The sequence below is a fragment of the Mycobacterium sp. E796 genome (genome assembly GCF_001672815.1).
Lineage (GTDB): Bacteria > Actinomycetota > Actinomycetes > Mycobacteriales > Mycobacteriaceae > Mycobacterium.
Genome location: NZ_LZKK01000315.1, coordinates 16,728 through 37,743, shown reverse-complemented (window position 1 = coordinate 37,743; position 21,016 = coordinate 16,728). Strand labels below are relative to the sequence as shown.

Sequence of the window (21,016 nt, the reverse complement as noted above, 5' to 3'; positions counted from 1 at the left end):
GGGACTGGCAAAACAGAAAAACATTTAGTTATTTCTGGGTAGTGTAGTAGCCTGCCGGGCGGTGCGGCAAGCGGTGGTGGCCCCGCGGCCAAAGATCCGTAATCGGAGGTTAGTCGTGAACTTCGACCTGGAGGGCAAGCGGGCCCTCGTCACCGGCAGTAGTTCGGGAATCGGCGCGGGCATCGCCACGGCGCTCTCCGCCGAAGGGGTGTCCGTGGTCATCCATGGTCGCAACGCAGATCGAGTAAACCTGGTTGCCAATGACATTCGAGAAAGTGGTGGGCGGGTCGCCGCGGTGATCGGCGATTTGGCCACCGAGGATGGCGCCGCGGACGTGGCGAGAACCGCCGTCGCTGCCTTCGGCGGGATAGACATTCTCGTCAACAACGCCGGCGGAGCGTCGGAAACTTCAGTGCAGTCGTGGTTCGACCTGCCCGTGTCGGAGTGGGGGACCACCTATCAGCGCAACGTGCTTTCGGCGGGGCATTTGATTCACGCGTTGGCGCCGGCGATGAAGGAGAACGGCTGGGGCAGGATCATCCAGATCGCCTCCGCCGCAGGCATCATCCCGACGTCGGGCCAGCCGGATTATGGACCCTCCAAGGCGGCGATGATCAACATGTCCATGGGCCTGTCGAAGGCCTTGGCGGGCAGCGGCGTAACGGTCAACACGGTGATGCCGGGCATGATCATGACCAGCGGGCTCCGTGACTTTCTGCGCACCTTCGCCGAGCGCCGCGGCTGGGGTGACGACCTGGACCGCGCCGCGGAATATGTGCGCAAAGGTACTGGGCAGACCGTCCATCGGATCGGCCAAGTCAGCGATGTGGCCTATGCCGTCACGATGCTCGCCAGCCCGAAAGCCGATTTCTTCAACGGGATGAACCTTCACATCGATGGCGGAGCGACGGGATCGATCTATTGACTCTCAAATTCACACTCGAGTATCCGAGTGACGTTCCGACCGCAAGCCCTGAGTTTCGTGATCCGACGGTCATGCGTGCGATCGCCAGTCAGGCCCAAGCGCTCGGCTTCGATGCGATCGCGTTGGCCGACCATCCGGCACCGTCGGCGAAGTGGCGACGGGCCGGCGGGCATAACACCTTCGAGCCCGCGGTCGCATTGGCCTTTTTCGCGGCCGCCACCACCACGATCCGGTTGATGACGCACCTGTATGTGTTGCCGTTTCGGAATCCGTATCTGGTCGCGAAAACCCTTACGTCGTTGGACATCGTGTCCGGTGGGCGGTTGATTGCCGGCGTGGGAGCCGGTTATCTCCGTTCCGAGTTCGCCGCTCTGGGAGTCGACTTCGACGCCCGAGTCGGGCTCTTCGACGAATCGCTGACTGCGCTTCGACGGATCTGGACCCATCCCCAAGAGCCGATCTCCGGATCGAATTTTGCCGCCACCGGGGAAATGAACCTGGACGTGCCGGTCCAAAAGCCCCATCCACCGCTGTGGATCGGTGGCAACAGCGTCGCGACGCTGCGACGCGTCGTTGAGCACGGCAGTGGCTGGAGCGCCGTGGTCGCCCCGGCATCCATGGCGTCGTCGGTCCGGACGGCCGCTATCGAAGGGGCAAAAGACTTTTCACGAGCGGCCGACAGGCTCCGAGAGATGCTCTCGGCATCCGGCCGCGACCCGAACAGCGTTCAAATCCAGGTCGCCGCCCCCGCGGTCGACTTCGACGATGCGGCCGCGGTGTCCAGACTGGACCAATACGTGTCTGCCATGGCGCGCGCCGGCGCGACCCGTATTCTCGCCCACGCCGACGCCTCCTCGGCAGCGGCGGCCGAAACCTACCTCATGCGCTTCGCTGAGCATTTCGGCATGACCGCGTAGGCGGGCGCGCTCCGGCCGTCACAGAATCTTCCCTTCGACGGCCAATCGGTCCCAGTGGTCTGCGGGCCCGCCGAACAGCACCTCATCGGTGCAGGCCCGACGGACGTACAGGTGGGCGGAGTCCTCCCAGGTGAAGCCGATTCCCCCATGAATCTGCACGTTGGCGTTCGCCGCTCTGCGCAGGGCTTCCGAACACACCGCTTTTGCCATGCTCGAACGCCAACCCAGCTCGTCCGGCATGTCACCGTCCGCGGCTTGCAGCGCCGCTTGAGAAGCCGAGCGTGCCCACTCGAGGTCGATGAGCATGTCCGCGCATTTGTGCTTGATGGCCTGGAAACTGCCGATCGGCCGGTTGAATTGCACACGTGTCCGTGCGTATTCGGTCGAGATCTCGAGCACGCGCTCGCACGCACCGACCTGCTCGGCGCTCAGCACCGCTATGGCGAGATCGACCGTGCGTCCGAGGATATCGTCGACGGGATCGCTGCCGGACAGTCGCACCGCCGGTGCGCCGGCGAACGCCAACGTTGCCATCGGTCGGGTGCCGTCGAGCACGCGCTCTCGCTCGGCGTTGACGCCGGCGGCGGCGGCATCGACGACGAACAATGCGGGTCGCCCGTCGGCGATCGCGGCGACCACCAAATCATCTGCGGCGTTTCCGTTCAGCACGTGCCGCGCCACCCCGGTGACGCTCCAGCCATCGGCCGTGGGCTCGGCGTTGAGAGTGACGGCGCCGCGCCGCCACAGCCCGCCATCGCCGGTGAGGACAGCCGCAGCGGTGCGGCTACCCTCAACCAGTTGCGCCAGTCGATCCTCTGAGTTCGGATCCGCGTCTCGCAGTTCGATCAGCAGTCCGGTGGCCAGCACCGCCGACGCGAGGAACGGCACGGGCGCCAGCGCCCGGCCCAGCTCGTGGGCGACCACTCCCAACGCCGTCGCGCCGAAGCCGGCTCCGCCGAGGTGATCCGGCAGCGCGATCGCGGTCACGCCCACCTGATTGCAGAGCACTTTCCACAATTCGGTGTCGATGCCGCGCTCGTCGCCTTCACCGTCGTATGCCACCGCGCGTACGCGGTCTTCGGGTACCAGTCGCTCACAGGCGGAGCGAACGGAATGCGCGAGCTGTTGACGTTCGTCGACGTCCAACGCCGTCATCGACTTCCTCCTGCGATCTGTTGGGCTAGCTCGGATTTCGCGATCTTGCCCAGTCCGGTGAGCGGAAACTCGTCGACGATGACCAGGTGCTCGGGCCACTTCTGTTTCATCAGGCCGCGTTGGTCCAGAAAGGCGCACAGCTCGTCGAGGGTGAGGTCGCGTTGCCCGGGAGAACGTCGGACGACCGCGCAGACCGCTTCCCCGCGCAGTTCATCGGGCTGGCCCACCACCGCGACCGCGTCGATGAGCGGGTGCGCGAGCAGTTCGTTCTCAATCTCGTCGGGGGAGATGTTCTCGCCTTTACGGATGATCAGGTCCTTGATTCGGCCGGTGATCACGATGCGTCCGTCGGGGCGCAGGTGGCCCCGGTCGCCGGTGCGGAACCAGCCGTCCGGTGTCACCGCGTGTGACCACTGCTCGGCATCGACATAGCCCGGTGTCACGTTGGCGCCGCGCAATTCGATCTCACCGGTCTCGTCGATCCGGATGTCGGCCCCGGGGATCGGTCGACCGGAGGTGTTGGACTGCTGCTCCTCGGTATCGGTGGCCTCGCTGACGCAGATCATCGGCGCTTCGGTCATGCCGTAGGCATGCAGGATCGGCACACCCATGTGCCGGCGCACCTTTCTATGCAGCTCGGACGGGCAGGGTGCCCCGCCGCCGATCAACATCCGCAGCGACGGGATCAGCGGCGCGTCGCTGTCGGATGCCAGCTGCGCCGACAGCAGCATTTGATAGAAGGCTGTGCTGGAGCCGGACACCGTGACGCGGTGGGCCGCGAGTAGACCGGGGAGCTGGGCGGCATCAACCTTGGGCACCATGAGCGCCGAGAATGCGCCGATCAAACCGCTTGCCACATAGAGGATTCCGCCGACATGGGCGATCGGAAACGCGATCGTCCCGATTTCATTGTGGTGCTCGCCGAGGCCGAGGTGTGCTGCGAAACCGTGTGCGGCCGCCAACAGTGTGGCGTCCGTGTGCTTGACGCCCTTGGGACGACCAGTCGATCCGGAGGTGAAGTAGATCCACCTGGCGTCGTCGGCCGAGCGCGTTCCGACGAGCATGGGGTCGAGACCTTCGGCCATGTCGCGCAGCACATCGAAGAAGTCGTCGGGCAACGTGACGACGGGGACATCGGGCGGGGCGTTGGCTGCGGTCGTTCCGTCGACGACGAAGATGTCGGCACCGGCGACGTCGAGGGCGGCGCGTACCTCGCGCTGCCGATACAGGTGGAGCACGGGCGCCTGCGTCACCTGCGTTCGGGCGAGGGCCAGCATCAGGACCGCCGCGCGACTGTGCGAGGGCAACTGCCACGCCACTGTCATCTCGGGTTGGACACCTGCGTCTGAGAGCCAGCGGGTGCCTGCCGCCGAGAGTGAAGCCACATCAGCAACGGTGAGTGTCGCGCCCGATTCTTCAAGCAGCAACGGGTGGTTCGGCCGGGCATTTGCTGATTCGTCGAGCAGTCCGGCGATGGTGTCGCGTGTCATTGCCGAACCTCTTGCCGATTGGCTCCTCGCGTGCGCGGGCCATTGTCCGCAGGCTCGCTCATCTCGACAGGATGGCGACCGCCGCGGTGCCCGGCGATCCGTAGAGCTGAGCCAACGCGACGCGCGGATCGTTGGGCACCTGGCGATCGCCGGCGGTTCCGCGCAACTGATGGACGAGTTCGTATACCTGCCGCAGACCGGAGGCGCCCACCGGCTCTCCGTTGGCCAGCAGACCGCCGTCGGTGTTGATCGGCAAACGGCCGCCGATCTCCGTAGCACCGTCGTGCAGGAGAGCCTCCTGCTCGCCGTCCTTGCACAGCCCGGTTTCGGCCATGTGGATGAGCTCGGAGCCCGAGTCGGTGTCCTGGAGCTGCGCGACGTCGATGTCCTCCGGGCCGATGCCGGCCTGTTCGTACGCCGCCTTGGCCGCTTCCGCGGTGGTGCCCGGCACCAGGGGAAGTTCGATCGAGGTGCGCAACAGTTCATAAGCGCCTTCGCGACGACTCCGAAGCGCCGTGGAGCGTAGATAAATGGGAGTGTCTGTGTAGCGCTTGGCAACGTCGGCACGGCAGACCACGACGGCCGCGGCGCCCTCGTTGGGATTGCAATACATGTATTGGCGCAGCGGAGCGTTGACGACCGGTGACGCCAGGATTGCTTCGACGCTCATGGCTTTCCGGCGCCACGCATGAGGCGCAAGCGCGCCGTTCGCCAAGTTCTTGGCAGACACGCGTGCCAGGGTCGGCTCGCTGATGCCGTGGTCATGCATATAGCGCATGATCTTCGTGCCGAAGTAGTGGGTGGTCAGGAACATGCCTTGGTCGCCGTACCACTGCGGCAGCCCTGCGACGGCGGGATCGGCGCCGAAGGCGCCGCGCGGATGCTTGTCCAGACCGACACCGACAGCGATCTCGGCTTCGCCCAGTTGGACGTCACGCGCGGCCAGGGTGAGCAGGGAGTTGCCTGTGGCGCAGCCGCTCAGGGTCGCGCGCGCTGGCAACCCAGTCATTCCGGCCAGTCCGGTGACCGCCTCGGGGTTGGCGACTTCGAGGCTGCCGGCGTACAGGCTGCCGACATCCGACCACTGGACACCCGCATCGCGAAGCGCGTGTCCGATCGCGACAGCACCCATCTCCAGCGCGGACCGGTCCTCGTAGCGCCCGAATGGATGGAGCCCGACGCCGATGATCGCGATGTCTGGCGTGCTGCTCATGGTGCTCCTTCGGCGGGTGGCTGGTTGGACTCCGGCGGCCACTAAGTCTATAACTATATATCGGATTCAAGAAGGGCCAGGGTGTTGAGCGTTGCACTGCTGCTGGAGATGGCCGTCTCCAGCGACCCCGATCGTCTTGCCGTGGTCGACGGTGGCACACGGCTGACCACGTCGGAGTTGAACCGACTCGCCAGTGGGGGAGCCGGCGTGATCGGCGCCTCCGGTGTCCAGCACGTGGCCTATGTCGGCGCCGGCGGGGTTTTGCTGCCGTTGCTGATCTTCTCGTCCGCGCGGGCCGCAATTCCGTTCACACCGTTGAACTACCGTCTGAGCGCGGACGGTTTGCAGCAGTTGATCGGGCGCCTGCCGGTGCCGCTGGTCGTTGCGGACCCCGAATACGTGGAACTGGTAGCAGGCACCGGCAAGCGCGTGATGACGTCCGAGGAGTTCACCGAAGCCGCTCGTGCCGGCGAACCGGTCGAGGAGTTCGCCGATCCCGATGATGTGGCGATCGTCTTGTTCACCTCGGGTACTACATCTGCGCCGAAGGCCGTGGAGCTGACGCACAGCAATTTGACCGGTTACGTCACGGGCACCGTCGAATTCGGTTCCGCCGACTCCGACGATGGGGCGCTGGTGTGCGTACCGCCCTATCACATTGCCGGCGTTGGTGCGGCGCTGTCGAATCTCTACGCAGGCCGACGGATCGTCTACCAATGCAAGTTCGATCCGCGGGAGTGGGCGCGGTTGGTGCGCGACGAGCGGGTGACCACTGCGACGGTGGTGCCAACGATGCTCGACCGCATCATCGCCGAACTAGAGGCCAGTCCCATGGATCTCCCGACGCTGCGCACGCTGGCGTACGGCGGCTCGAAAGTCGGTCTGCCGTTGGTCCGCAGGACCATCGCGCTGCTGCCTCACGTCGGCCTCGTCAACGCGTACGGGCTCACCGAAACGAGCTCTACCATCGCGGTTCTCACGCCGGAGGACCACCGCACGGCGCACGGCGCAACCGAGGAGGCCGTAGCGCGCCGGCTCGGCTCGGTCGGCAGGCCGGTGCCAGGGATTGAGGTCCAGATCCGTGACGAGAACGGCGTGGTGCTCCCGCCCGGGCAGACGGGGGAGTTGTTCGTTCGGGGGCCCCAGGTATCAGGCCGATACACCGGAATCGGTTCGGTGCTCGACGCCGAAGGTTGGTTTCCCACTAGGGACACCGCGATGCTCGACGAGGACGGCTACCTGTTCATCGGTGGCCGATCCGACGACACGATAATTCGCGGCGGCGAGAACATCGCCCCTGCGGAGGTGGAGGACGTGCTCGTCGAGCACCCCGACGTCCACGAGGTGGTAGTGGTCGGCGTCGACGACCCGCAGTGGGGGCAGATCATTGTCGCGGTCGTAGTACCCGCGCCGGGCGCCGAACCGGATGTCGGAGAACTGCGCGAGTTCGTCCGCAAAACATTACGGGGCTCGCGCACCCCTGACCGCATGGTGTTCCGCGATCACCTGCCGACAACCGCGACGGGCAAGGTACTCCGCCGCGCAATCGTTGAATCTCTGCAAACTACAGCCGGACTGCATTAGCTAGCAACGAAAGTCAAGGAGCTGAACATGATCAAGAACGGGGCGCGGCTGCAGAGCCAGGTATGCGATACGCAGGTCATCGTCGTCCGGCCCGCCGACAGTCTGGATGACTTGCGGTGCGGGGGAGAGCCGATGGTGCCCCTCGACGCCGAGAAGTCACCCCACGCCGATCTCGACCCGGCTTTCGCCGGTGGCAGCACGATGGGCAAACGCTACGTCGACAGCGCCGGCGCCGAAGTGCTGGTGACCAAGTCAGGAGTTGGGGCGTTGAGTGTCGGCAACACGCCGCTGGCACTCAAAGAGGCAAAGCCGCTGCCCGCCAGCGACTGACCAATCGCGCCGCGTGCGGACGAGCAAGTTTTTCAACAGGCAAACGGGGCGACAGGCTTGCGGTCAAGCGCCCGCGGTCTCCAACACCGGCGGCTTGACCGCGTCGGGATCTGGGTTGGCAATCGGAAGCCCCATGAACCGACGGGCGTTGTCGCCCATGAAGTCGTACGTGCGTCGCCGGTCCATGCCCTCGGCGTACTTGAAGTAGCCACGCGGTGTTTCCAGGCCCTCCGGGTGTGGCCAGTCCGAGCCGAACAACACCTTGTCCCAACCGACGGTCTGGACTACGTCCGCAACCGAGCCCTCCCAGAACGGGCTGACCCAGACATTGCGGCGGAACACGTCGTGCGGGTGTTCGGGGAAGTTCTGCGGCATCTTGCCATACGTGGACTGCAGGTCATCGAAAAGCGGTTTGATCCAGGAGCTTCCGTTCTCGACGCTGGCGATGCGCAGCTTCGGGAAGCGGGTCAGCGTGCCGTGGCAGATCAAGCTGGTCAACATGTCGGCGATCTCGCGGTGGCCGAGCGCGGTCCACTTGAACGCCGACATCTCGAAGGCGTTGCTGGTGTCGGCCGGCTCCCACTTCTCGATGTACTCCTGCAGGGGCGGCTGGCTCGCATGCAGAACGATGGGCAGGCCCGCGGACTCGACATCGCGCCAGAACGGGTCGAACTCGGGCAGCGCGGGGGAGCGCCAACCCTTGTAACCCTTGACCGGTGCCGGCTTGATCAGAGCGACCTTCGCGCCGTTGTTCAGGATGTATTCGAGTTCGCGGCGCCCTTCGTCAACGATGCCGAGGTTGATGACCGGCGTGGAGTAGATGCGGTCGGCGTGGGTGAAGCCCCAGTGTTCGAGCATCCACTGGTTCAAGGCGTGGATGATGGCCGCGGTCAACTCGGGATCCTCGGCTGAGGAATGCTCGACCAGGTTGGCCAGCGTGGGGTAATTCAGGCACGCGTCGACGCCTTGGCGGTCGAGTTCTTCGATCCGGTCCTCCGGGTTGCGCGCCGCGGGCGGACAGTCGATGCCTCGCCCCGACATTTCCCGCATTGTCAAGCCCTCTGGGTTCTGACCGGAGTAGAACTTCTCGTGCGCGCCGGGAGCGGCGACCCGCTCAAACGTCGGGTTGGGCATGTAGTCCGTGATCTTGTTCAGGATCGCAATCCGGGCGTGCCTGCCGATTTGGACGAACTGCACCTTTGACTTGTACTGCTCCGGCAGGTACTTGAGCAGTGCGTCAGGCGTCTCATACATGTGCTGGTCGGCATCGAAGATCGGTGCATCCGTGAACTGCGTCATCGGGCCGCGCCTCCATTCTCGTAGGGCTCGCATCGAGCTTGCCGTGACTTGACGCAAGTGTCAAGTTTATATTCTTGCTACGACCGTGGAGCACGTCTTAAGTGCAGAAATTAGCCTCCGACGAAACTGTCATGTATGTTGCGAACATGACCGTCTCCGAAGGTGCCCGGGCCGAGGACCTGCTCGACATGAGTCGTGGCGAACGCACGCGTTCGGCAATCCTCGATGCCAGCAGGCGGCTGTTCCTGGATCGTGGCTTCCGTGGCACCCCGATCAACGCGATCACCGAAGCGTGCGGGATCTCACGCGCGGGTTTCTACACCTACTTCAAGGACAAGCGCGAAATATTCAATGTGCTCGGCAAGACCGCCTATCACGACGTGCTCGCGGTGATCGCCGACTGTGCCGCGGCGATGCAGTCACCGGCTCCTGATGCCGTGCGCGGTTGGGTCGGCGAGTATTTCGACTACATGGACCGCCACGGCGCGTTCGTCACTGCCGCGGCACACACCGCTCCCGACGATGAGGAGTTCCGCCGGTCGCGTAACCACATGATGACGCGGGCAGCATGGAAACTGGGGCAGGCGATCTGCGCCGATGGCCCGCACTCGCCGGAAGTGATCGGGATCGCCGCCATGGGCATGCTGGACCGCGCGTGGTACGCGGTTCAGACCCAGTCGGTTGCTGTGGACCGAGCTGAAATGATTGCGGTGCTTGCCGATTCGGTTGCCGCGATGGCCGGTGCCAAGACGGCCTAGCGTCTAATGGCGGGATGACTCCCTCATCCTTGGAGCCCGAGCAGGCTGGCTATCGGAGAACCGGCGACGTGGCCCTCCACCTTCGCTTTGCGGTTGGCGAAGCGCCAACCGTCCGTCGTATGGATCACCTTGTCCCGGTAGGTGCCCCAGTGGTCGAGCCCATGTATGCCGATGAGTTGGAAGCAGGCGTACGTGGTGGCCGTGGCGTCATCGCCCGGTGTTACGAAGACCGAGCTGAGGTGATGCCGCGCGGGAAGCAGGTCTGCCGACACGAAGGCTTTTCCGGTGCGCGCGAAGAAGTCGAGGATCTGGTCGCGACCGACGAGTTCCTCGGTGTTGGTCCTGAAAGTCGCATCGGCTAAGAACAACTGCGCAAGCTCGCCGGTCTTTCCGCTGTCAGCGAGGAACTGGTACTTTGCCAGCAGGTCGCGCACTCCGACGCGTATGAGCAATTCGGTCTCGTCCATGGTCTCCTTCATCACCATTTGCTAGGCCGGCCGAAACGCGTACGTGAGCAACGAGTCGCCGGCTTCCGTCGCCATGGTGGTCGTGGAGCTCACCATCTGCTGACCGATGCGCAGTTCCGACGCATCCGCGCCGATGATCAGCGACTCGACAAGCACGCGCTCGCCGAGCTGGATGAATCCGACGATGTAGGGCCGGAATTCGTCCGGCGAGCGGTGACCCTTGTACGGCAGGGGTGGGGGGAACTCCTGCGTCGTGAATGTGAAAAGCGTTCCTTCCGTCGGCAACTCGATCGGTTCGATGTCGGCCCGAACGTCGGGATTCGCGTCGAACAGCTCCGCGCGCTCCGCCGGAAATTTCAGCACGCCGGTCGACCTACGGCGCGACCCAAGGAGCACGGCACGTTCGCCGTCGATCCGGAAAAGGTTGTCTGCGATGAATTGAGTCATGTCATGCCACCTCGATAACCATTGCTGCTCCCATTCCGCCGCCCGCGCACATCGACAGCACGCCGATGCCGCCGCCGCGGCGGCGGAGCTCGTAGATCGCTGATGTCACCATCCGCGCGCCCGTCGCGGCGATCGGATGGCCCAGGCTGATGCCGGATCCGTAGACGTTGACGATTTCCTCGTTGAGGCCCAGTTCGCGTGCGCATGCCACCGCCTGAGCGGCGAACGCCTCGTTGATCTCGAACAGCGCCACGTCCTCGACTTTGCGGCCCGCCAACTCCAACGCTTTCGGGATGGCCGAGATCGGTCCGCTCCCGGTCCGATTCGGCGGCACGCCGACCGAACTCCACGACAGCACGTTGGCCAACGCGTCCCGGTCGGTGTCCGGCCTGGCCAGTGCGACCACCGCCGCCGCGTCGTTGATCCCCGACGAATTCCCTGCAGTGACCGTAAATCCCTCGATCTCGGGGTGCAGCACGTTCAGTCCGGACAGCGTCTCGAGGGTGGTGTCGCGGCGTGGGTGTTCGTCTTGGGCGAAGGTGACCGTCGATCCGTCGGCCTGCGGAACCTGAAGCGGCACGATCTCGTCGACGAAGGAGCCGGCGTCGATCGCCTTCACCGCGCGCTGGTGGCTGCGCAGCGCCCACTCGTCTTGGTCCTTGCGCGACAGGCCGTACTGGACCGCGCAGTTGTGCGCCACCGTGATCGACATGTCGAGTGCGGGGGCATCCGCGGTCGGCGGGTGTGACAGCGGGAACCAGGGGTCCTCGTAGTCGTCCGGCGACTTACCCGTGGTGAACGGCTTGCGCTTCCGCAGCAGCGGCGTTGTCGAACACGACTCCATCCCGCCGGCCAGGATCGCTCGGCTCATCCCCGCCGCAATCTGTCCGGCGGCCACCGCGACCGCCGAGAGGCTCGATGCGCATTGCCGGTTGACCGCCATCCCGGGAATGCCGGTCAGGCCAAGATCGACGGCGACGTAGCGGGCGCTGTCCCCGCCACCCTGCAGGCTCTCGGCGAGCACCAGGTCGTCGAACTTGGCTGCATCAAATCCTGATCGTTCGATAACCGCGGCGACGACCGGTTTGGCCAACTCGGTAGCGGGCATGTGGGCCAGCGTCCCTTTGCGGGCGGTGCCGATGGGGGTGCGGGCGGCCGCCACGATGGCGGCGCGCGACGTCGTCGACGTCATGTGTCTCCCGAAAGGTCGTCGGACGGGCAGCCGATTGGGTGCCTTGGTTCGCGCCCAGAGTATACCGTTAAATAGATATCTGTATTGGCGAGCTGACGGGAGTGGGAATGAAGACGATCGGATCGGTCGACGAGGCGGTCGCGGCGGTTGGCGCCGAACTCGGGGTCAGCCGGTGGTTCGACGTGGATCAATCGCGAATCGACGAATTCGCCGACGTGACCCTGGACCATCAGTGGATCCACGTCGATGTGGAGCGCGCGAAAACCGAAAGCCCCTACGGCGCGACCATTGCCCATGGCTTTCTGACCCTGTCGCTCATTCCGGGCCTGAGCAAGGACAATTACCGCGTGGAGAACGCCAGGATGGGCATCAACTACGGGCTGAACAAGGTCCGGTTCCTGGCGCCGGTGACGCCCGGCAGTCGGGTGCGGGTGCGCTCGGAACTCATCGATGCGATTAATGCCGGTGACGACACCGTCAACCTCACCGTCCGGCATACCGTCGAGATCGACGGGTCGCAGAAGCCCGCCGCCGTCGCCGAGTTGATCGCCAGGTATGTGTTTTGATGAGCGGTGGTCCCTTCGACGGCAAGGCGGTCCTGACCGGTGCAGGCAAGTCGCAGGTCGGCCGCCGGTTGGGCCGGACCGGCCTGGACCTGACGCTGGAGGCGGTGCTGCGTGCGATCGCCGACGCCGGGCTCGACGTCGACGACATCGACGGTATCGCCAGCTACCCCGGGCCCGGAGTGCCCGATCCCGGATTTTCGGGCGCCGGTGTTCAAGACGTACGCAACGCGCTAGGGCTGCGGTGCCGTTGGTATATGTCCAGTTTCGAGACCGCCGGACAGATCGGCCCGGCTATTGAGGCATGCATGGCGGTCGCACTGGGACTGGCGAACCACGTCGTGGTGTTCAGGTCGGTGTGGGAATCCACCGCGGCCCAGCAGGGCGGCGGTGGCAGGGCGTCGGTGTTGTTCGGGGGCGGCAAGCTGCCTCGCCACCTGGAGTGGGTCGCGCCGTTCGGCGCGTTGTCCGCGGCCAACTGGCTCGCCATTCCCGCGCAGCGGTACATGCATGACTACGGCATGACCCGAGAACAACTCGGTGCGATCGCGATCAACGCCCGCCGCAACGCCGGACTGAACCCCGAGGCCATCTACCGTGAGCCGATAACGATGGACGACTACCTCGGCGCGCGAATGATCTCCGAACCACTATGCCTTTACGACTGCGACGTTCCCTGCGACGGAGCCACGGCCGTCATCATCTCGCGCCGCGACGCCGCGAAGGGACTGCCTCGCCACCCGTTGACGGTGGAGTCCGTCGGGCCCGGCATGTTCGAGCGTGCGACCTGGGATCAGCGTTCTGACCTCACCACGATGGCCGCCCACGATTCATCCGAAACCATCTGGCAGAACACGACATTGACGCCTAGCGATGTTGACATGGCGCAGATCTACGACGGCTTCTCTTTCCTGACCGTGATGTGGCTGGAAGCACTGGGCTTCTGCGAGCACGGCAAGGCCGGGGAGTTCATCGAGGGCGGCGAGCGCATCGCGCTTGACGGAGAACTACCCATCAACACCAGCGGCGGGCAGCTGTCGGGTGGGCGACTGCACGGCATGGGGTTCCTGCACGAGGCCTGTGTGCAGATGTGGGGCGAGGCTGGCGACCGGCAGGCGCCAAGGACTCCCGAAGTGGTCGCCGTGGGGGTGGGCGGCGGGCCGGTCGCCGGATCGATGTTGTTGAGCAGCCGGTAACGTGCTGTCCGAACCGGGCGAGGCGTCGATGACGTTGGGCGACATCGTCACCGACAATGCCCGACGTTTCCCCGATGTGATCGCATACCGTCAAGGTGACCGCGAAATCACCCATGGGGCGCTGCGTGAGCACGCTGTGCGACTGATCTCCGCGATGGTGTCTGCCGGTGTGCGACGTCAGGACCGCATCGCGATACTGGGCCGCAACAGCGTCGAGTTCGGCGAGGTGATGGCTGCCTGTCAGCTGAGCGGGATCATCATGGCGACCGTCAACTTTCGGTGGTTGCGTGATGAGGTGCGCGACGCGCTGGCACGCGTGCGGCCATCGATAGTGTTCGTCGCGGACGAGTTCGCGCCCATGGTCTCTGACCTCGCGCATGAACTGCAGTTTCAGCCGGTTCTGGTATGCATCGGCGGCCAAGACCATTGCGGGATGGTGAGTTTCGAAGACTTTGTCGCCAGTGGCGCCGGCGGCGAACCGGTGCTGCGTGCACAACCCGACGACATCGCCTATCTGATCTTCACCAGCGGCACCACCGGTGCAGCGAAATGCTGCATCCTTGGCCAGCGAGAGCAGCGACGAGTCGCGTTCACTATGAACGCCGAGATGTGCACGGGCTCAGGCGATCGCGGATTGGTCAACATGCCGATGTTCCACGTCGGCGCCATGGCGATCATCGCAGGATTGCATGCCCGTGGTGGAACGGTGTTGTTGCAGCATCAGTTTGATCCGACCGACGCGATTCGTCTTGTCTGCGAGGAGCGCATCACACTCCTGCACCTGGCGCCGGTGATGCTGGGAGCGCTGCTGGACGCGGTGACCGACGCCCGGAATGTCGAATCGCTGAAGACGATCGTCTACTCCGCCGCGCCGATGCCCTTAGGCGTCCTTGAGCGGGCGATGGCGATGATCCCATCCGCCGGGTTTCTGAACCTATACGGGCAGACCGAGGTGATCGTCTCCGGACTGCCCCGCGAACTGCACACGGTCGACGGATCGGACGTCCTGCGATCCGTTGGGTTCCCGTTTCCGGGCTTTCGGGTCCGGATCGTCGGGGACGACGGCGCTGACCTGCCGGTCGGTGAGCCGGGCGAGATTGCTGTGCAATCAAACTCGTGTTTTCGCGGCTACTGGGACGATCATGCAGCCACGCTGGCCACGTTGCGTGACGGTTGGTGCCACACCGGTGACATCGGCTCATTCGACGAGCGTGGGCTGCTCTATCTGGTCGATCGCAAGAAGGACGTGATCATCACCGGTGGTGAGAACGTCTACACGCCGGAAGTCGAGGATGCCGTGAGCCGGGTCGAGGGCATCGCATCCTGCGCGGTGATCGGGACGCCCGATGACAAGTGGGGCGAAACCGTCTGTGCCGTCGTCACCGTCAAGCCTGGCGCATCGGTCACGCTGAAAACGGTGCAAGACAGCGTCCGCGCGCGGTTGGCCGGTTACAAGATCCCGCGACGGCTGGTGACCGTGGACGAACTGCCGACCCTGGCCAGCGGAAAAATTGACAAGAAGCGGCTCAGGACCTACGTCGAAACACGGCACAGAAGCGAGGAAGCATCATGAAAGTCCGTCTCGAGCAGTCCAGGTGTGTGGGGCATGCGCAGTGCTATGCCGTCGATCCGGAGTTGTTTCCGATCGACGACTCCGGTTACAGCACAGTGGAGGAACACGAAGTCAAGCCGCAAGACGAGCGCAAGACGCGCGACGGCGTCGCGGCCTGCCCAGAAATGGCGCTTGTGCTCGAAGAGGACTAACGCCCCTTCGTTGAAGGTGGTGGCCAACCCACTGCAATCCGACGGCGCGATCACCCGACTATTTTCTCGTACTGGCGGCACCGGTCGAGAAGGATCTGCGCTGTACGAATCGGGTGACTGATCATCAGGTCATGGCACGTGTCGACCTCGACCGTGGTCTGTACCCCGCCGAGCGCGTCGATACTGCGCCGCTGAGACGCTACTGACAGCGCGCGGTCGCGTGTGGTGAGAATCCAGGTGCGCGGTATGTCCGCCGGCAGGTCACGGCGGTCCACCGGTTCAATCACGATCGTCACCGCCTCGGGGTACAGCCGCGACATCGCGAATTCGCGCTGCTCTCTTGTCATGCCATTGCAGAACGCATAGCGCGCAGCGAAAGCCGGGACTTTCCGCGGCTTTCCTCTCCCAGCGCCGCGCCGGGCGAACCATGCCAGTGGACCGTCGAGCGTGTCCACGATCGCTTCCCCCTGACGAGGCACGAAAGCCGCCGCCAAAACCATCTCACGGACGCGCGACGACCCGATCCGGGCCACCACTCCGGGCACCGTCACTCCCGCCATCGAGTGGCCGACGATCACCGTCTCGCCGAAACCCGCATCATCGATATCGGCGACCACGGAGTCCACCCAGGCGCCGACGGTGGCCGCCGCCAGGTCACCCGGCTTCGAGCCGTGACCGGGAAGGTCGACTGCGAGGATGCGGAGTTCTGGTTCCTGGCGGCGCAACTCCGCGACGGTCAGATCCCAGCAGTCGCCCGCATGCTCGCCGCCATGGACGAGAACGAGATCGGGGAGCGGCATCTGAAGTCCTCAGCGGAACCGCGGAGCGCGCTTATTGGCGCGGGAGTCGGATGGGTTCGTCTCCAGATCGGTCATTGACGCGCCTCTTGTCTTCTGCGTCATTTCGCTCCAACGGGTTTGAGTGGCAGGGGCCCGGTGGCGACGACATCGCCGAGCAGACCCAGATCGGCACCCGCCTGCGCGGCGGCCTCCAGGCACGCGGCCACGTCCTTGCGAAGGAAAGATCCCGCGATCTCGGTGAACGGCTCTATGCCGCCGATCTGCTGAATGTGTGTGGCGACGCGACTTCCCGCGCTGCATACCTGGAGTGCGGCGAGCAGGGCATCGGGGGCGACACCCATCGACGCGCCCAATTCTGTTGCGGCGGCGACCAGCTGGGCGTTCGCGGTGAAGAGCACGTTGTTGATGAGTTTCAGCGCCAAGGCGCTACCCAGTTCGCCGGTGGGGACGATCGGGTCCGCGTACGCCGCTAGTACTGGCGACACCAATTGCACCGCCTCGGTCGGCCCGCCGATCAGTACGGTGAGGGTGCCGGCGGCGATGTCGTCGGCGGTGCCGCTGACCGGCGCATCGAGGACCGTGGGCGCGGATGGATGATCACCCAGGCGCTCGAGCGTGGTCAGCGTTCCGGTGGTGTGGGAGATGAAAATGGCGCCGCGCTTTGCGTTGGCGATAAAGCCGTCGGGCCCCGATCCGATTTCCATGAGTTGTGCGTCGGAGAACAAGCACGAGATCAGAATGTCGCTGCTGGTGGCGAGTTCAGCAACCGAAGCGGCAAGCCGGGCGCCGCGTGCTGCCAGGCGATCGCGTACCTCGGGCCGCCTCGCGTACGTCGTGACGGGCACCCCGGCCTCAAGCAGGCGCAGCACCATGGGCTCACCTAACTGACCGGCTCCGATGAAGCCGACTGTGTGGGTCACTGTGCACTCCTCGAGCCCTCGGCGATAACCAATTCGACTAGGTCGCCCAGGGTGACGCTAAGCGCGCTGACATTCCGCGTCAACGAATTACCGGCGTTGTGGGCAGCCGCTTTTCAGCTTAGTGGATCAATGATTGACTAACTGCGTGAATGGCCGATAACGTCACCTCATCGCAACCTCGGCGTGAGGAGCCGCCATGCACGTGACAATCGAAAAGGCCTCGGCATGGCTCGGAGTGGCCATGCTGGGCGGTTTCCTCGTGATGTTCTGGTTCATCGCAGGACTCATCCCTCCGATGAGCCCAGCCCTCACCGCCGAGCAGACGGCCCGGATCTACAGCGACAACGAACTGCGCATCCGCATCGGTCTCGCACTGATGATCCTGTTCGCTTGGCTCTTCGCGCCGTTCTTCGCGCTACTGTCGCGCCAGGTGCGCCGGATCGAAGGTTATTGGGGCGTCATGTCATTGACCCAGCTGTTGCTGAGCGTGACCTTCCCGTTCGGCTTTTCACTGTGCGCGCTGTTCGCCGTGGTGGCCGCGTACCGCCCCGAGCGCAATCCCGATGTGACACAGGCGCTCAATGACATGTTCTGGTTCATCTTCGTCGGGCTGGTCGGCCCGTTGATCACACAGGTGGTAATCCTGGCGTTCTGCGTGTTCATCGACAGGCGGCGGGTGCCGAGCTTCCCGCGGTGGTTCGGATACTTCAACATCTGGTATGCAGTGCTCGGCGTTCCGGGATGCGCCATCTACCTGTTCAAGACGGGGCCGCTGGCGTGGAACGGCATGTTCGCCTTCTGGATTCCCCTGACCGTGTTCTGCATCTGGATGATCGTGACCGCGATCATGCTCACCAAAGCGGTCGACGTCGAAGCCGCCGAACGGGAAGAGCGCGCCGCGAACCAAGAATGGGAACCCGCGGCGTGAGTCTGACGTCCCTGCGGTCGTCCGTCGGTGAGCATTCCAGCGCCCGGCCGACCACGCATGTTCCCGGCGAACCCGGTGTATGGATCTTCCTGTTCGGCGACATGGTGGTCTTCGGGGCCTTCTTTGCGACGTTCATGTACCAGCGCGCGCGGGCGCCCGAGCTGTTTGACACGTCGCGGCAGACGCTCAGCATCGCCATCGGCCTGACGAACACCCTGGTCCTGCTGACCAGCTCGCTGCTCGTGGTGACCGCTGTTCGCGCAATCCGGCAGTCCCGACGCGGAGCCGCGCAATTGCTGCTCGCAGGGGCGCTGGTCTGCGGTCTCATTTTCATCGGACTCAAGGCCGTCGAATACACGGCCAAGGTCACCGCCGGCCACGTCCCGACCGAGAACAACTTCTACCTCTACTTCTTCATCCTGACCGGCCTGCACCTCTTCCACGTGCTGATCGGCGTCGGCGTGCTCATCCTGCTGCTGACACAAGCACGCCGCAGCAGCCTCAGCGCGACGCGGATGGCCGTCGTCGAAGGCGGCGCCTGCTTCTGGCACCTCGTCGACCTATTGTGGATAGTCCTGTTCGCGTTGCTCTATCTGGTGAGCTGACCGATGACCCTCGCACTGCTACGCGCGCGCTCCACCCTCGTGTGGTTCGTGCTTGTCATGGTGACGATATTGTCGTCGGCGCTGGGCGCGGACCACGGAGTCGGTTCGACAGTCGCAGTGGTCGTGCTGGGGCTGGCGGTGGTCAAGGTCCGGTTTGTCGGGCTCGACTTCATGGAACTGCGCGACGCGCCGCTCATGCTGCGGGCACCTTTCGAGGCGTATTGCATCATCTTGTGGATGGTTCTCGCCGGAATGTACCTCTGGCTCTGAGCGGACGATGGCTGGTCAAGGTCAACGTGCCCGTCGTGGGAGCGCTCCCGGATTGATCCAGGCGGCCGCCCGTGAGGTGTTCGCAGAACGAGGATACGGCGCCACGACGCGCGAAATCGCTTCGCGCGCCGGGGTTTCGCACGATCTGATCTTCCGATACTTCGACAACAAGGAAAAGCTGTTCTTCGACGCCGTGGTGACCCCTCTGCTGGACGCTGTCGGCGGGCTGCATCAGCGGTGGCTCACCGACGACGCCCTGACAGGGATGGACCACGATCGACTGGTTCGTCGGTTCACCACGGGATTCTTTGAGTTCATGTCGAGCAATCAGTCGATCGCGCGTGCGATGGTGCACGTGTTCGCCGATGAGTCACCGGGCAACGAACTCGATCGTGTGCGGGCCCGTGTCAGCGCGACGCTCGACCCGATGGTGGCACCGATGGAACGTTATCTTTCGGCGCAGGGTCTGCGGACCTCGTCGCCAGCCTTGGAGCTGCGGCTATTGATGTTGTTTGTCGGCGTTGCCGCGACCTTTCTTCGGAACACCTATCCCTCCGATAAAGAGGTGCCAAGCGCAGAAGAGATCATCGATGAATTGTCCTTCATCATCTCGGCGGGGCTGCACGTGTCAGGTCGACCGCGCCGGCCGGAATAGCGGCAGCCAAACACGGCTGTCCGGATCGCCCGAGGATTCGGTCCAATCCTCGAAGAAGACCTCGACCGGCAGGCCGATGTGGATGTCGTCCGGCGATACGTCGACCACGTTGGTGATGAGTCGGACGTCGTGCTCCTCCTCGAGTTCCACCATGGCGACGATGTAAGGCGGATCCAAACCAGGGATCCAGGGTTGGCGGTTCACGGTGTATGCGGCCACGGTGGCTCGTCCGGACACCGGTTTTGGGCCGACATCGGTGCTACGGCAGCGCCAGCACGCCGGTCCCGGCGGGTGAAAGAAGTGCCCGCACGCGGAGCAATGGCAAATCATTAGCTGACCATGTGCACCGCCGGTCCAGAACGCATGCGACTCAGCCGAAGGACTGGGAGCCAGCCGAAAATCGGGCCTGCGGTACGCGGAATCGATCGACATGGTACAAACAGTAAACTATATATCGTTTTGATCATACTAAGTGGCGGAAGTAGCGGCAATTCCTGCGGTTCGCGGCCATGGTGGTGTGGCTCAATCCGCCTGCGGCGCAGGGTGATTTCCAGCCGCTGGCCAGCTCGATGGCCGCGGCCCTGACGGGTCTGCGCGAGCTGCTCGCCGACCTGGACTCGTAGGAGCGGTCCACTGGGCGGACCGCTCCGGTGAAACCGTCCTCGGCAACGGTGATGCTGAGACACATGACCAGCTATCAGAGCGTCACCACATCGAAAGTGTTGGGCGTTAATGGCATTGAATACCGGTACCGGAGCTTCGGCAATCCCGCGGAGCGCCCGCTGGTGTTGCTGCAACATTTCCGCGGCAACCTCGACAATTGGGACCCCGCGCTGCTGGACGCCCTGGCCTCCGGCCGCGAGGTGATCGCATTCGATAACGTCGGGGTCGGCGCCAGCACGGGTGTGGTGCCATCGTCGGTGACGCAGATGGCCCACGACGCCCTTACGTTCCTGTCCGCGTTGGACCTGGATCGGGTTGACCTGCTGGGCTTTTCCCTCGGCGGCTTCGTGGCCCAGGAGATGGCGTTGATTCGGCCCGATCTGGTCGGCCGAATCGTGTTGGCGGCCACCGCACCGCAGGGTGCGGCGGGAATGCACGGCTGGGCTCCCGACATCATCGACGCGGTCGGTGGCGTCGAGACGACCGCGAACGGACTTTTGCACGTCTTTTTCACCGCCACCGACCAAAGCCGAGCCGCGGGCGCCGAGTTCCTCGGCCGCATCTTCGCCCGCACCGAGGACCGCGACGAACCCACCGACTGGGCCACCCGCATGGCGCACTACGACGCGGTGGTGCAGTGGGGCATCCCGAATCACGCGATGCTGCAACGGCTCGCGGCCATCACCCAGCCGGTCCTGGTCGCCAACGGAGACAGCGACCGGATGATCCTGCCGCGCTACAGCCACCTGCTCGGCGGCCTGCTGGCCGACGCGACCGTGAAGATCTACCCCGACGCCGCGCACGGCTTCCTTTTCCAACACCACGGCGAATTCGCCGAGGACATAGCCCAATTCCTTGACCGCTGAACCGATCGC

The 21,016-nt window shown here is 64.6% G+C and carries 24 protein-coding genes; 14 read left to right on the top strand and 10 right to left on the bottom strand.

Annotated features, from left to right (window positions below):
- Positions 1 to 115 precede the first annotated feature (115 nt).
- Complete coding sequence (locus A5706_RS25010) at positions 116 to 925, top strand: SDR family NAD(P)-dependent oxidoreductase (protein ID WP_068136854.1); 810 nt, start codon at positions 116 to 118, stop codon at positions 923 to 925.
- A complete protein-coding gene (locus tag A5706_RS25005; protein WP_068136853.1) occupies positions 922 to 1,842 on the top strand; it encodes a TIGR03619 family F420-dependent LLM class oxidoreductase in 921 nt (306 codons plus the stop codon). Before A5706_RS25010 ends, A5706_RS25005 begins: the two co-directional genes overlap by 4 nt.
- Positions 1,843 to 1,860: 18 nt before the next feature.
- Here A5706_RS25005 and A5706_RS25000 read toward each other — a convergent pair whose 3' ends face one another.
- The 3 genes from A5706_RS25000 to A5706_RS24990 are packed head-to-tail and all read right to left on the bottom strand — an operon-like array spanning position 1,861 to position 5,700.
- Positions 1,861 to 2,997 carry an acyl-CoA dehydrogenase family protein gene (locus tag A5706_RS25000; protein ID WP_068136852.1) on the bottom strand — a complete coding sequence of 379 codons (1,137 nt, stop codon included), beginning with the start codon at positions 2,995 to 2,997 and terminating at the stop codon, positions 1,861 to 1,863.
- Positions 2,994 to 4,487, bottom strand: a complete 1,494-nt coding sequence (locus A5706_RS24995) for a class I adenylate-forming enzyme family protein (protein WP_068136849.1) — start codon at positions 4,485 to 4,487, stop codon at positions 2,994 to 2,996. Before A5706_RS24995 ends, A5706_RS25000 begins: the two co-directional genes overlap by 4 nt.
- A gap of 58 nt (positions 4,488 to 4,545) precedes the next feature.
- Positions 4,546 to 5,700: a thiolase family protein gene (locus A5706_RS24990; RefSeq protein ID WP_068136845.1), complete on the bottom strand. Its 1,155-nt coding sequence runs from the start codon at positions 5,698 to 5,700 to the stop codon at positions 4,546 to 4,548.
- A gap of 84 nt (positions 5,701 to 5,784) precedes the next feature.
- Between A5706_RS24990 and A5706_RS24985 the strand changes: the two genes are divergently transcribed.
- Both A5706_RS24985 and A5706_RS24980 read left to right on the top strand, forming a co-directional pair.
- Positions 5,785 to 7,284 (top strand): class I adenylate-forming enzyme family protein, encoded by a 1,500-nt coding sequence (locus tag A5706_RS24985; RefSeq protein ID WP_231985407.1) that lies wholly within the window; start codon positions 5,785 to 5,787, stop codon positions 7,282 to 7,284.
- 27 nt (positions 7,285 to 7,311) lie between these two features.
- Positions 7,312 to 7,614, top strand: coding sequence for a hypothetical protein (locus tag A5706_RS24980; RefSeq protein WP_068136843.1), 303 nt, complete (start codon positions 7,312 to 7,314; stop codon positions 7,612 to 7,614).
- A gap of 63 nt (positions 7,615 to 7,677) precedes the next feature.
- Here A5706_RS24980 and A5706_RS24975 read toward each other — a convergent pair whose 3' ends face one another.
- On the bottom strand, positions 7,678 to 8,913 hold the full coding sequence (locus A5706_RS24975; protein WP_068136840.1) for an amidohydrolase family protein: 1,236 nt from the start codon (positions 8,911 to 8,913) through the stop codon (positions 7,678 to 7,680).
- Between the two features lie 146 nt (positions 8,914 to 9,059).
- On the opposite strand from A5706_RS24975, the gene A5706_RS24970 reads away from it, so the two are divergent.
- Entirely contained in the window at positions 9,060 to 9,671 is a 612-nt protein-coding gene (locus A5706_RS24970; protein WP_068136836.1) for a TetR/AcrR family transcriptional regulator, read from the top strand.
- A gap of 23 nt (positions 9,672 to 9,694) precedes the next feature.
- Here A5706_RS24970 and A5706_RS24965 read toward each other — a convergent pair whose 3' ends face one another.
- Genes A5706_RS24965 through A5706_RS24955 form a run of 3 tightly spaced genes read right to left on the bottom strand, consistent with a single transcriptional unit; the run spans position 9,695 to position 11,777 of the window.
- Entirely contained in the window at positions 9,695 to 10,138 is a 444-nt protein-coding gene (locus A5706_RS24965; RefSeq protein WP_068137034.1) for a nuclear transport factor 2 family protein, read from the bottom strand.
- A 21-nt stretch (positions 10,139 to 10,159) separates the two neighbouring features.
- Positions 10,160 to 10,585 carry a Zn-ribbon domain-containing OB-fold protein gene (locus A5706_RS24960; RefSeq protein WP_068136834.1) on the bottom strand — a complete coding sequence of 142 codons (426 nt, stop codon included), beginning with the start codon at positions 10,583 to 10,585 and terminating at the stop codon, positions 10,160 to 10,162.
- A gap of 1 nt (position 10,586) precedes the next feature.
- On the bottom strand, positions 10,587 to 11,777 hold the full coding sequence (locus A5706_RS24955; RefSeq protein WP_068136831.1) for a thiolase family protein: 1,191 nt from the start codon (positions 11,775 to 11,777) through the stop codon (positions 10,587 to 10,589).
- A gap of 107 nt (positions 11,778 to 11,884) precedes the next feature.
- Here A5706_RS24955 and A5706_RS24950 point away from each other — a divergent pair, with 107 nt between their 5' ends.
- The 4 genes from A5706_RS24950 to A5706_RS24935 are packed head-to-tail and all read left to right on the top strand — an operon-like array spanning position 11,885 to position 15,300.
- Positions 11,885 to 12,343 carry a MaoC family dehydratase gene (locus A5706_RS24950; RefSeq protein ID WP_068136829.1) on the top strand — a complete coding sequence of 153 codons (459 nt, stop codon included), beginning with the start codon at positions 11,885 to 11,887 and terminating at the stop codon, positions 12,341 to 12,343.
- Positions 12,343 to 13,536 (top strand): thiolase family protein, encoded by a 1,194-nt coding sequence (locus tag A5706_RS24945; RefSeq protein WP_068136827.1) that lies wholly within the window; start codon positions 12,343 to 12,345, stop codon positions 13,534 to 13,536. Before A5706_RS24950 ends, A5706_RS24945 begins: the two co-directional genes overlap by 1 nt.
- Before the next feature lie 28 nt (positions 13,537 to 13,564).
- A complete protein-coding gene (locus A5706_RS24940; RefSeq protein WP_068137031.1) occupies positions 13,565 to 15,109 on the top strand; it encodes a class I adenylate-forming enzyme family protein in 1,545 nt (514 codons plus the stop codon).
- Entirely contained in the window at positions 15,106 to 15,300 is a 195-nt protein-coding gene (locus A5706_RS24935; protein ID WP_068136824.1) for a ferredoxin, read from the top strand. Before A5706_RS24940 ends, A5706_RS24935 begins: the two co-directional genes overlap by 4 nt.
- Before the next feature lie 50 nt (positions 15,301 to 15,350).
- Here A5706_RS24935 and A5706_RS24930 read toward each other — a convergent pair whose 3' ends face one another.
- Both A5706_RS24930 and A5706_RS24925 read right to left on the bottom strand, forming a co-directional pair.
- Positions 15,351 to 16,100 carry an alpha/beta fold hydrolase gene (locus A5706_RS24930; protein WP_068136821.1) on the bottom strand — a complete coding sequence of 250 codons (750 nt, stop codon included), beginning with the start codon at positions 16,098 to 16,100 and terminating at the stop codon, positions 15,351 to 15,353.
- 98 nt (positions 16,101 to 16,198) lie between these two features.
- Positions 16,199 to 17,020, bottom strand: coding sequence for an NAD(P)-dependent oxidoreductase (locus A5706_RS24925; protein WP_068136818.1), 822 nt, complete (start codon positions 17,018 to 17,020; stop codon positions 16,199 to 16,201).
- Positions 17,021 to 17,216: 196 nt separating this feature from the next.
- Between A5706_RS24925 and A5706_RS24920 the strand changes: the two genes are divergently transcribed.
- Genes A5706_RS24920 through A5706_RS24905 form a run of 4 tightly spaced genes read left to right on the top strand, consistent with a single transcriptional unit; the run spans position 17,217 to position 19,478 of the window.
- The gene (locus A5706_RS24920; protein ID WP_082964605.1) at positions 17,217 to 17,948 is read left to right on the top strand and encodes a hypothetical protein; all 732 of its coding nucleotides are present in this window, start codon (positions 17,217 to 17,219) and stop codon (positions 17,946 to 17,948) included.
- A gap of 2 nt (positions 17,949 to 17,950) precedes the next feature.
- Complete coding sequence (locus tag A5706_RS24915) at positions 17,951 to 18,553, top strand: cytochrome c oxidase subunit 3 (protein ID WP_068137026.1); 603 nt, start codon at positions 17,951 to 17,953, stop codon at positions 18,551 to 18,553.
- 3 nt (positions 18,554 to 18,556) lie between these two features.
- Positions 18,557 to 18,823, top strand: coding sequence for a cytochrome C oxidase subunit IV family protein (locus tag A5706_RS24910; protein ID WP_068136815.1), 267 nt, complete (start codon positions 18,557 to 18,559; stop codon positions 18,821 to 18,823).
- Positions 18,824 to 18,875: 52 nt separating this feature from the next.
- Positions 18,876 to 19,478: a TetR/AcrR family transcriptional regulator gene (locus tag A5706_RS24905; RefSeq protein ID WP_197517968.1), complete on the top strand. Its 603-nt coding sequence runs from the start codon at positions 18,876 to 18,878 to the stop codon at positions 19,476 to 19,478.
- Here A5706_RS24905 and A5706_RS24900 read toward each other — a convergent pair.
- Complete coding sequence (locus tag A5706_RS24900; RefSeq protein WP_068136809.1) at positions 19,452 to 19,910, bottom strand: Zn-ribbon domain-containing OB-fold protein; 459 nt, start codon at positions 19,908 to 19,910, stop codon at positions 19,452 to 19,454. The two genes, A5706_RS24905 and A5706_RS24900, sit on opposite strands and share 27 nt — an antisense overlap.
- Positions 19,911 to 20,164: 254 nt before the next feature.
- Here A5706_RS24900 and A5706_RS24895 point away from each other — a divergent pair, with 254 nt between their 5' ends.
- Positions 20,165 to 21,007: an alpha/beta fold hydrolase gene (locus tag A5706_RS24895; protein WP_068136805.1), complete on the top strand. Its 843-nt coding sequence runs from the start codon at positions 20,165 to 20,167 to the stop codon at positions 21,005 to 21,007.
- Positions 21,008 to 21,016 lie beyond the last annotated feature (9 nt).